The 11,033-nt window shown below is 54.3% G+C and carries 8 protein-coding genes and 1 pseudogene; 8 read left to right on the top strand and 1 reads right to left on the bottom strand.

The genetic code is table 11. From position 1 onward, the window contains the following. From ACF8D4_RS19645 to ACF8D4_RS19630, 4 genes and pseudogenes are all read left to right on the top strand, one after another. Nucleotides 1-633, top strand: a pseudogene (locus tag ACF8D4_RS19645) (rRNA (guanine-N1)-methyltransferase); the annotation flags it as partial. After that, nucleotides 518-961, top strand: a complete 444-nt coding sequence (locus ACF8D4_RS19640; protein WP_308810758.1) for a TapY2 family type IVa secretion system protein — start codon at nt 518-520, stop codon at nt 959-961. The pseudogene ACF8D4_RS19645 and the gene ACF8D4_RS19640, both read left to right, overlap by 116 nt. 637 nt (nt 962-1,598) lie before the next feature. Continuing rightward, nucleotides 1,599-5,117: a pilus assembly protein gene (locus ACF8D4_RS19635; protein ID WP_392466449.1), complete on the top strand. Its 3,519-nt coding sequence runs from the start codon at nt 1,599-1,601 to the stop codon at nt 5,115-5,117. A 7-nt stretch (nt 5,118-5,124) separates the two neighbouring features. Further along, nucleotides 5,125-5,442 carry a TapY2 family type IVa secretion system protein gene (locus tag ACF8D4_RS19630; protein ID WP_144159086.1) on the top strand — a complete coding sequence of 106 codons (318 nt, stop codon included), beginning with the start codon at nt 5,125-5,127 and terminating at the stop codon, nt 5,440-5,442. A gap of 51 nt (nt 5,443-5,493) precedes the next feature. Here ACF8D4_RS19630 and ettA read toward each other — a convergent pair whose 3' ends face one another. Beyond that, nucleotides 5,494-7,161 (bottom strand): energy-dependent translational throttle protein EttA, encoded by a 1,668-nt coding sequence (gene ettA, locus ACF8D4_RS19625; RefSeq protein WP_025887609.1) that lies wholly within the window; start codon nt 7,159-7,161, stop codon nt 5,494-5,496. A gap of 228 nt (nt 7,162-7,389) precedes the next feature. Between ettA and glyA the strand changes: the two genes are divergently transcribed. The 4 genes from glyA (at nt 7,390) to ACF8D4_RS19605 (ending at nt 11,027) form a co-directional block, all read left to right on the top strand. Next, nucleotides 7,390-8,643, top strand: coding sequence for a serine hydroxymethyltransferase (gene glyA, locus ACF8D4_RS19620; protein ID WP_025009435.1), 1,254 nt, complete (start codon nt 7,390-7,392; stop codon nt 8,641-8,643). Between the two features lie 109 nt (nt 8,644-8,752). Continuing rightward, nucleotides 8,753-9,205, top strand: coding sequence for a transcriptional regulator NrdR (nrdR, locus tag ACF8D4_RS19615; protein WP_025009434.1), 453 nt, complete (start codon nt 8,753-8,755; stop codon nt 9,203-9,205). A 40-nt stretch (nt 9,206-9,245) separates the two neighbouring features. Then, nucleotides 9,246-10,370, top strand: a complete 1,125-nt coding sequence (gene ribD, locus ACF8D4_RS19610; RefSeq protein ID WP_392468926.1) for a bifunctional diaminohydroxyphosphoribosylaminopyrimidine deaminase/5-amino-6-(5-phosphoribosylamino)uracil reductase RibD — start codon at nt 9,246-9,248, stop codon at nt 10,368-10,370. After that, nucleotides 10,371-11,027 (top strand): riboflavin synthase, encoded by a 657-nt coding sequence (locus tag ACF8D4_RS19605; protein WP_392468924.1) that lies wholly within the window; start codon nt 10,371-10,373, stop codon nt 11,025-11,027. Nucleotides 11,028-11,033 lie beyond the last annotated feature (6 nt).

Here is an 11,033-nt window from a genome sequence, read left to right as displayed (position 1 = left end):
CCCTATGATGCCGTAGTGGTTGGCTCTGGACTCAGGCCATCGCCTTCGGATACCAGTCGTTCGGACATGTTCTTTGTGTTGCAGGACAGAAACACTGCCAGCCAAAATTTCAATGAAATAGATCCCCCACAACCACTGACCCTGGCCGAACTCTACGATGTGACGGCCAAGGCGCCGAATTCCGCCCAGGAACATATCGATTTTGGCCGCAAACTCGGCTGGTATTATGACTTTACCCGCAGTGGTGAAAAGAGTCTGTCCGATGCCAGTATTATCAAAGGGCGGGTGTTTTTCACTTCCTATGTCCCGGGCAGTAAAGCCTCGGCGGAGCAATGTCTGGTCTCGGGCAAGGGGTATCTCTACGGCTTTGATCTGCATAAGGGGGCGCGCAGCTATACCCAGACGTATCTGGAGACGGGGGAAAGTCTCCCCGACACCCCGCAGTTGGTGGTGCAGCCAGGCACCAATGCCGACGGAACCGCCGGGGACAGCTATCTCTATCTGATTGGTATTGGGAATGCCGCAGCACTCATGGACAAGCTGGTTGATGACAAGGGCTGCCCTGCTGGGGACGAACAGTGTGTCGGTGAAGGCCCGGCGACTCACAAACTCTATTACTTCCAGGCCGATTGAAGCGCAGAGGTGTACAGTGAACAAGGTGATTCTTAGCTTGTCTTTGAGCGTATGTTTCCCCCTGATGGCGAGCGAGGGTCAAACGCGACAGGATTATAAGTGCCTGGTGGAAACAACAAGAACGTCGCAGGAGATCATCCGGGTCTCCTGGGATCCGTCCAAGGCGGAACTCTATCAGCGACAGATGCCGGGAATGGTGCTGGAGCGGATTGGCAATCGTGGGCAGCGCCATTACATACGCGAAGTGTTTGAGTGCGTATCAAGGAATGAGGAATTTTACTCTGCCACAGGAAGAAAAATCGACCAGGCCGGCAAAAATCTGGACTGAGAAACCCAGGGTTGGCTTCATCGCTCTGTTTGCATCAAATAGGTAAATGCCCGAACAAGAGGTTTCTTTCGTGGCCAAGTCTCTCCTATTGATAACTTTCTTCTTCGGTGCCTTATTCCGAGTTTTTAGGATATCAGCAAATGCCATGTTAATTATAATTGAGGTTTTGGTACATATATTTTACATTTGATTCGGCGCAGCCAAGAGGTGTGCCACTCCTGTTTTGAATAAAGGTCATTTTAAAAACACCATAATAGTAGTGAATACCGGATCTTCTAAAATGAACTGGCTGATATTGTGCGGGTGTTCGGTTAAATGTTGAAGTCGAGTCAGATATTTGGCTAAGGTCAAATCTGTTTGATTAACCTGAGGCCAAATCGACACATTTTGATATTAATGTAAATAATTTGATTAATTTGTTGTTTGGGTGTTCCTGTCGTGGTAAATAGAGGCTCGAAGAGATAAAAGCCTTATTTTACAGTCCGGTGTTTTGTTTATCTCTATCAGAACAGTGGAATAAACACCGGTAAAACACGACGTAACTACCATGACAAATCACGGATGTATCGGCCCTTGTTGGCGGCAAATCAGCAGGCGATTCCTGGCCTTGTTGCTCTCCTGTATTGGCAGTTTTATATTGGCCAGCCCATTATTGGCCGATGACACTGAACTCTATGTTTATGAGTCCTCATCGCGCAGCGGTGCCCGGCCGCAAATGCTGATCATTTTCGATAACTCAGCCAGTATGGGTAATTATGTATACGATGTGGATGAGAGTTATTCTCCCGGCGCAGGTGGTGGCGCTCTTGAGCCCAAGAAAGAATTTATTTACTTCACCAAAGGTGCTCCTGATTCAGACAATATGCCGGTTCCGGGCAAGCAGGATAAGACCTGGCGTTTTTTGCGCAGCAATAACGGCTGCCAAACGTCCTGGGAATATCTGAACAAGTATGGGATTTATACCGGTTTTGTCCGTGAATACAGTTTCTCCGGACAAAATGGCACCTGGAAAGAGTTGCCCGAAAACAATGGTGCCAATGTTACCCTGGTAGATTGTTTCGAGGATATTCAGGATGAGCGTTATGGCAATGCCGAAGGGATACCCGATGGTTTGCCGCTGGATAGTGCCGGTAACCGCAATCAAGTGATCAGCTACACCCAGGTCAGCAATGGCTCGACCGAGGCGCAGAAGAAGGCGGCTAAGGACGCGGCCGAGCGCACAGGTTTTGGCACAGGTCGTGTGGTGACCCTCTACACAGAAGATTATCTACGCTGGTACCACAGCGACAAGAAAAAGGTCACCAAGACTCGCCTGCAACTCGCCCAGGAAGCGATTCAGAACGTGATTGTGACGACTCCCGGGGTGGATTTGGGACTGGCCATATTCAACCTCAACCATGACAGGGAAGGAGTGCGTGACGGCGGGCGGATCATCTCCGGGATAAAACAGCAGAGTGCTGCCAGTAAGATAGCACTTATCGAGAGTGTCAAGGAAATCGCTTACGCCCAGAATACACCCTTGTGTGAAACCCTCTACGAGGCCTATCGTTACTTTAGTGGTCAAGGGGTGTATTTTGGAGACGATGACAGCGATTACACTTTCTACAAGAGGGACTATTGGGGGCGGGTTGTCACTGATCGTTGGGGCCGCCCCATAGTCACCCGCACCTACCTTACGGAAAATACGCCGCAAGCGGATCCGAGCATTATCAAGAATGGCATCTATGATTCACCGTTTAAAAAATGTCAGAACCAAGCCTATGTAATCTATATCACAGACGGTGAGCCGACGCTGGATAGCGCCGCTGACGGCTTGGTGCAGGGGATGACCGGGGGCAAGGATGCCTATGTGAGCCGTAATGGCAACAGTTATCTCAGTGCCCTGAGCAGCTGGATGGCCAGCAATGATGTCAACCCCAATATGGCCGGCAAACAGACGGTCAATACTTTTACCATAGGTTTCAGTGAGGGGGCGGCCAGGGCGGAAGCCTTGCTGAGAAAGACTGCTGAAAAAGGCGGCGGCCGTTACTTTGATGCCCAAAATGCCAGCAAGCTGCAGTCGGCAATCCAGTTGGTGGTCAATCAAATTCTGGAGAAGAATGCCAGTTTCACCTCGCCCTCAGTGGCCAGCAACAACTTTAACAAGGTGCAGACCTTTGACTCTGTGTACTATTCCATGTTCCTGCCCAACAAGGGCCCCCGTTGGCGTGGCAATATCAAGAAATTCAGGGTGACAGGCACAGGGGATGTGGTAGACAAAAACGGCAATCCGGCCATTGCCGACAATGGCAATATCAATACCTCGGCCTGCTCCTTCTGGAGCTCTCAGGCGGCTTGCAACGCCGGTGGTGATGGCGACGATGTCACCAAAGGTGGGGTGGCCGAGGCCCTCTATAACCAAAAGCAGCGCACTTTCTACGGCAATTTTGCTTCCAAAGGCGGTTTGTCGCCCCTGACCAAGGCCGCGGCCAGCAGTTACGCCGGTGGCGAGGCCAAGCTGGCGCAGCATATGGGAGTAGACAAAAGCCAACTGCAGGATCTGTTCGACTGGGTTATCGGCAAGGATATTGACGATGACAACCAAAACAACAGCCGCAGCGATAAGCGCCATGACCTTCTGGGCGACCCCTTGCATTCCAAACCTTTGGCCATAGATTTCGGTTCGTCCGCAAAGAACCCGGATATCCGTATTCTGGTGGGCAGTAACCACGGCATGCTGCATATGTTTCAGGACAAAGGGGACTCGGTCAATGAGAGCTGGGCCTTTATGCCTTGGGAATTTTTGCCCAATCTGGCAACGCTCAGAGCCAACGTACCTTCCGGCGTGCATTCGGTTTATGGTTTTGATGGCTCACCCGTGGCTTATATCAAGCGCAGCGGCAACAAGATGGAGAAGGCTTGGGTATTTATGGGGCTGCGGCGTGGTGGCCGTGGTTACTACGCCATGAATGTGACCAATCCGGATAAGCCTAGCCTGATGTGGCATATCAGCGCAGACTCGGCCGGCATGAGTGAGTTGGGGCAAAGCTGGGCCAAGCCTGTGGTGACCACCATTCCAGGTCAGGGTGATAAGCCGGTGCTCATCTTTGGGGCAGGGTACTCTCCGGCCAAGGATACTCTGGAGGTCGGTGGCGCCGATAGCCAGGGCCGAGGGGTGTTCATTCTGGATGCCGAAACCGGCAAGTTACTGCACAGATTTGGCCCCGGCGGTGATACTCCAATGCCGGGGCTGAGGGACAGCATTCCCAATTCGGTCGCGATTCTTGACAGCAATGGTGATGGCGTTACTGACCGTATCTATGCCACAGATACCGGGGCCAATGTTTGGCGGCTGGATATGGCTGGTGCCGACACCAAACAATGGAGTGCCTTCAAGTTTGCTTCTCTTGGTGGCAGCACAGAGAATACCGACAGGCGCTTCTTTGCCGCCCCTGTGGTGGCGCAAACCATGTTTGGCAATCTGAGCGAGAACCGTGTCACGGTCAACGGCCAGTCAAAGACGGTGATTTCGGCGCAGCAGATCCCTTACGATGCCGTGGTGGTCGGCTCCGGACTCAGGCCATCTCCATCGAACACCAGTCGCTCGGACATGTTCTTTGTTCTGCAGGACAGAAATACCCTCAGTCAGAGTTTCAAGGGCAAGGCAGTGCCTCAGGCACTGACGTTGGCGGATCTTTACGATGTGACTGCCAAGGCGCCGACTTCAGAGAAAGAACATATTGCTTTTGGCCGCAAGCGCGGTTGGTATTACGACTTTACCCGCAATGGTGAAAAAAGCCTTTCCGATGCCAGTATCATCAAAGGGCGGGTTTTCTTTACCTCCTATGTGCCCGGCTCGCAGACCTCCACCAACCAGTGTTTGGTTGCCGGGCAGGGCTACCTCTATGGCTTTGATCTGCACAAGGGCACCCGCAGTTACACAAAAACCTATCTGGAGATGGGAGAGAGTGTCCCGGATACACCGCAGTTGGTTGTGCCGCCCAATATCAGGAGTGATGGCACTGTGGCCGATAGCTATATGTATTTGATAGGCATTGGCAATGCCGGCGAAGATATGGAGAAGGTGAAGCCGGATCCAGGCTGCCCAGCTGGCGATCACAAGTGTGTCGGCGGCGGCCCGTCTACCAACAAGATTTATTACTATCAGGCCAACTGAGGAGCGGATGATGAACAAGCTGATGTTGTCTTTGGCCATACTCTTGAGTCTGCCCCTGGCTGCCGCACAGCCCAAGGGGCAACGTCAGGACTATAAGTGCCTGGTGGAAACAACAAGAGCGGCGCAGGAGATTATTCGGGTCTCCTGGGATCCGGCCAAGGCCGAGCTCTACCAGCGGCAGATGCCGGGAATGAAGCTGGAGCGGATAGGTAACCGCGGCAAACGCCATTATGTGCGTGAAGTGTTTGAGTGTGTGCCCAGAGAGCAGGCGTTTCGCTCGGACAGTGGCAGGCAGTTGGACGATTCTGAAGCGGGCCTGGGTTAAAGGAAATAAAAAACGGAGGCGTTTGCCTCCGTTTTTTGTACGGTTTTTCTATTACTTGGTCATCCGCTTGTACTTGAGTCTGTGTGGCTCAATCACATCGGCACCGAATTGGTTTTTCAGCCAGGCCGAGTATTCTGTGTAGTTACCTTCGTAGAAGTTAACCTGCCCCTCGTCACGGTAGTCGAGGATGTGAGTACAGATACGGTCGAGGAACCAACGGTCGTGCGAGATCACCATGGCGCAGCCGGGGAATTCCAACAGCGCTTCTTCCAGTGCCCGCAGAGTTTCCACGTCCAGATCGTTGGTCGGTTCGTCGAGCAGCAACACGTTGCCGCCGGCTTGCAGCAGCTTGGCCAGATGCACCCGGTTACGTTCACCGCCGGAAAGTGAGCCGATGATCTTCTGCTGATCGCCACCACGGAAGTTGAAGCGACCGACATAGGCGCGGCTCGGGATCTCCAGATTGTTGATCCGCATTATGTCCTGACCGCCGGAAATCTCTTCCCAAACCGTGTTCTTGTCGTTCATCGAGTCACGGAACTGTTCCACAGAGGCGATTTGGACTGTATCACCTATCTCGATTTCACCGCTGTCCGGCTGCTCGGCGCCGCTGAGCATTCTGAACAGGGTCGACTTACCGGCACCGTTGGCACCGATAATACCGACTATGGCGCCCTTGGGAACGCTGAAGCTTAAGTTGTCTATCAGAATGCGGTCACCATAGCTCTTGGTGAGATTGCGCACCTCAATCACCTTGTCACCCAGGCGAGGACCGGGCGGAATAAACAGCTCATTGGTCTCGTTGCGGCGCTGATAATCTGAGCTGTTCAGCTCTTCGAAGCGGGCCATACGGGCTTTGCCCTTGGACTGACGTCCCTTGGCACCCTGACGCACCCACTCCAATTCCTTGGCAATCGTCTTCTGGCGGGCGCTTTCGCTGGCGGCTTCCTGCTTCAGACGGGCATCTTTCTGCTCCAGCCAGGAGGAGTAGTTGCCCTGCCATGGGATACCTTCACCCCGGTCCAGTTCCAGGATCCAGCCGGCGGCATTGTCGAGGAAGTAACGGTCGTGGGTAATGGCGACCACAGTGCCTGAGTATTCCTGCAGGAAGTGCTCCAGCCAAGCAACGGATTCGGCATCCAGGTGGTTGGTCGGTTCGTCCAGCAGCAGCATCTCCGGCTTTTCCAGCAGCAGACGACAGATGGCCACCCGGCGACGTTCACCCCCGGAGAGCACCTCCACCTTGGCGTCCCATTCCGGCAGACGCAGGGCGTTGGCGGCGCGCTCGAGAATGTTGTCCAGATTGTGGGCATCCTGGGCCTGAATGATGGCTTCCAGCTCGCCTTGCTCCTTGGCCAGGGCGTCGAAGTCGGCATCCGGCTCAGCATAGGCCGCATAGACTTCATCCAGACGCTTGAGGGCGTTTTTGGCTTCGCTGACGGCTTCTTCTATGGTTTCCCGTACTGTCTTGTTGGGATCAAGCTGGGGCTCCTGGGGTAGGTAACCTATCTTGAGTCCCGGCATGGGACGGGCTTCACCTTCAATTTCTGTGTCCAGACCTGCCATGATTTTCAACAGGGTGGATTTACCCGAGCCGTTGAGACCCAGGACACCAATTTTGGCGCCGGGGAAGAAACTCAATGAAATATCTTTGAGGATCTGCTTTTTGGGCGGCACTATTTTACCGACCCTCAGCATGCTGTATACAAACTGAGCCATATTGTTTCTCTGTTGTCCTGAACTGAGTTTTCCTAAACTGGCGGCAGTTTACCAATTTGACAGGGCTCCTGCCAGATGCGGCCAGATAGCGGCACCATTGTTCAGCAAATGAAACATAGTCATCTGCTGACACAAGGATTTTCATCATCCTGCGACTGGGATATTTGTCACACTCAGAGTAGAATACCGCGCAACCCTACCAATAAGATTTGCCAGCTGGAGTGACAGATGCTGAAGAAAAGTATGAACATTGCCGACTATGATCCTGAGCTGTTCAAGGCGATTGAGGATGAAACCCGTCGTCAGGAAGAGCACATTGAGCTGATCGCCTCCGAAAACTACACCAGCCCCAGAGTCATGGAAGCCCAGGGCTCACAACTGACCAACAAGTATGCCGAAGGTTATCCAGGCAAGCGTTACTACGGTGGTTGTGAGTATGTCGATGTGGTGGAGACTCTGGCAATTGAGCGTGCCAAGCAGCTGTTTGGCGCTACTTACGCCAACGTTCAGCCACACTCAGGTTCACAGGCCAACAGCGCGGTTTATATGGCGTTGCTGCAACCCGGCGATACCGTACTGGGGATGAACCTGGCTCACGGTGGTCACTTGACCCACGGCTCTCCGGTTAACTTTTCCGGCAAGCTGTATAACATCATTCCTTACGGTATCGACGAGTCCGGCAAGATTGACTACAGCGAACTCGAAACGCTGGCGCTGGAACACAAGCCCAAGATGATCATCGGCGGCTTCTCGGCCTACTCAGGCATAGTTGACTGGGCCAAGCTGCGCGAAATCGCCGACAAAATTGGCGCTTACCTGTTTGTCGATATGGCCCACGTGGCCGGTCTTATCGCTGCCGGTGTTTATCCTAACCCTGTGCCGCACGCCCACGTGGTGACTTCGACCACTCACAAGACACTGGCCGGTCCCCGCGGTGGTGTGATTCTGTCGGCTGCCGACGATGAAGATCTGTACAAGAAGCTGAATTCCGCGGTATTCCCGGGCGGTCAGGGTGGTCCTCTGATGCACGTTATCGCCGGTAAAGCCGTGGCCTTCAAAGAAGCACTGGAGCCGGAATTCAAAACCTATCAGCAGCAGGTGGTTAATAACGCCAAGGCCATGGTTGAGGTGTTCCTCGAACGCGGTTACAAGATAGTTTCCGGCGGTACCAGCAACCATCTGATGCTGGTGGACCTGATTGGCCGTGAGCTGACCGGTAAAGAAGCCGACGCCGCTCTGGGCCGTGCCAATATCACAGTCAACAAGAACTCAGTGCCTAATGATCCCCGCTCACCCTTTGTGACCTCCGGGGTGCGTATCGGTACTCCGGCCATCACTCGCCGCGGTTTCAAGGAAGCCGAAGCCCGTGAACTGACCGGCTGGATCTGTGATGTGCTCGACAATGCTCACGATGACGCCGTTATCGAGCGAGTGAAGGGCCAGGTGCTGGAACTGTGCGCTCGCTTCCCTGTTTACGGTTAACCTTTTCAAGGGAATAGGATAAACTTCGATGGCCGCTGAATTCAGCGGCCATTTTTGTTTCTGCCATTTAGCAGCAGCCGCTGCCGGCAACTGAGCACCAGGAGGCATAATGCATTGTCCATTTTGCAGTGCGACGGATACCAAGGTGATAGATTCCAGGCTGGTGGCAGACGGTCATCAGGTGCGCCGTCGCCGGGAATGTACTCTGTGTCATGAACGCTTTACCACCTTTGAAGGTGCCGAGCTTGTCATGCCCAGAGTGATCAAGCGCGATGGCAGCAGGCAACCGTTCGATGAGGACAAGCTGCGCGGCGGTATGCTGCGCGCCGCCGAGAAACGTCCGGTTTCCATGGATAAGATTGAAGAGGCGATCAGCAAGATCAAGTCCACCCTCAGAGCCACAGGCGAGCGGGAAGTGACCTCGGAAATGATCGGCAATCTGATGATGGATCATCTTATTGAGCTGGATAAGGTGGCCTATATTCGCTTTGCCTCTGTGTATCGTGCCTTTGAAGATGTGTCAGAGTTTGGTGAAGCGATTGCCAAGCTGGAGAAAAAATAGGCTGTCAGTCACAGCCAACTGTTAAGTAACGGAAACCCCCATGTGGTCCAATACTGATATCGCCATGATGAGCCGCGCCATAATGCTGGCTCGCCGTGGCCGTTATACAACCCGCCCCAACCCCAATGTCGGCTGCGTCATCATAGATGCCGGTGGCAAGATTGTCGGCGAAGGCTGGCACCAGCGTGCCGGTGAGCCCCATGCCGAAGTACATGCCCTGAAAATGGCCGCTGACAAGGCCCGCGGTGCTACTGCCTATGTCACCCTCGAACCTTGCAGTCACTATGGTCGCACGCCGCCCTGTGCCGAAGCCTTAATTAAACATGGCCTCAAGCGGGTGGTGGTGGCAATGACAGATCCCAACCCTCAGGTGGCCGGCCAAGGTATCGGCATGCTGCAGGAAGCTGGGATCCAGGTGCAGAGCGGTCTCTTGGCCGAGCAGGCCAGAGAGTTGAATCCGGGCTTTTTATCGCGAATGGAGCGAAATCGCCCTTGGGTCACCCTCAAACTGGCGGCGAGTCTCGATGGCAAGACGGCACTGGCCAACGGTGAGTCCAAATGGATAACCGGCCCCGAGGCGCGCCGCGACGTGCAAAGGCTCAGAGCCCGCAGTTGCGCTCTGCTCACCGGCATTGAAACCGTATTGGCCGATGACCCTTCCCTGAATGTCCGGCACGCTGAGCTTGGCAGCCTGGGTGAAACCCTCAGCGAGCAACAGCTTATTCAACCGCTGCGAGTGATACTCGACAGCAACTGCCGTATGCCGCTCGATGCCAGGCTGTTGCAAATTGCCAGCCCGGTGCTCTTGGTCAGCTGCCGTCCCTATGAGGATGAATTCCTAGCCGCTTTGCCGCCTTATGTCACCACTTTGGTGCTGGCCGGTGAAGACAACAGAGTCGATATCGCGGCGTTGCTGCAACACCTGAGCCAGAGCTGTAATGCGGTGTTGGTCGAGGCCGGGGCAACGCTTTGCGGCGCCTTTATTAGTGCCGGGTTGGCCGATGAACTGCTGCTTTATCAAGCCCCGAAACTGCTTGGCGCCGCTGGCCGAAACCTGCTGGCCTTGCCAAACTATCAGCAGATAGCCGATACCCCGGCGATACGGGTAACAGATCAACGTAAGCTTGGCAATGATACCCGGCTTACTCTCAAGATAGGTGATTGAATGTTTACCGGAATAATTGAAGCTGTCGGTACAATACGGGCACTGGAGCGCCGTGGTGATGATATTCGTCTGACTGTGGCCAGCGGCAAGTTGGATCTCAGTGATGTGCGTCTGGGCGATAGCATTGCCACCAACGGCGTGTGTCTGACCGTGGTTGAACGCCTGGCGGAGGGTTATGTGGCCGATGTTTCGGCCGAAACTGTCAGTCTCACCGGCTTTGACCGCTACAGCGTCGGCACCAAAGTCAACCTGGAAAAGGCGGTCACGCCAAACACCCGCTTGGGTGGGCACTTGGTCAGTGGCCATGTGGATGGTATGGCGCGGGTCATCAGTGTGACTCCAAGGGGCAAGGCGCTGGAGTTTTGGCTCGAGGCACCCGCTGAGCTGGCCCGTTACATTGCCCATAAAGGCTCCATTACCGTCGATGGCGTCAGCCTCACGGTTAACGAGGTCGATGGCCGCAATTTCCGTCTCACCATAGTGCCGCATACCGCCAGTGAAACCACTCTGCTTGAGCTGCGCCCCGGCGATAAGGTCAATCTGGAGGTGGATCAGATAGCCCGCTATCTTGAGCGTCTGATGCAGCACAAAGAGGAAGCGCAGCCGAGCGAAGGTGTCACCCTGGCTATGCTCGCCAAGGCCGGCTTCATGCGCTAGATGTGC

Origin of the sequence: Shewanella sp. YQ_9, from assembly GCF_043103185.1 — a bacterium.
Lineage (GTDB): Bacteria > Pseudomonadota > Gammaproteobacteria > Enterobacterales > Shewanellaceae > Shewanella > Shewanella algae.
The sequence above is the reverse complement of the archived record's forward strand: the minus strand, read 5'-3'. Positions and strand labels throughout refer to the sequence as shown.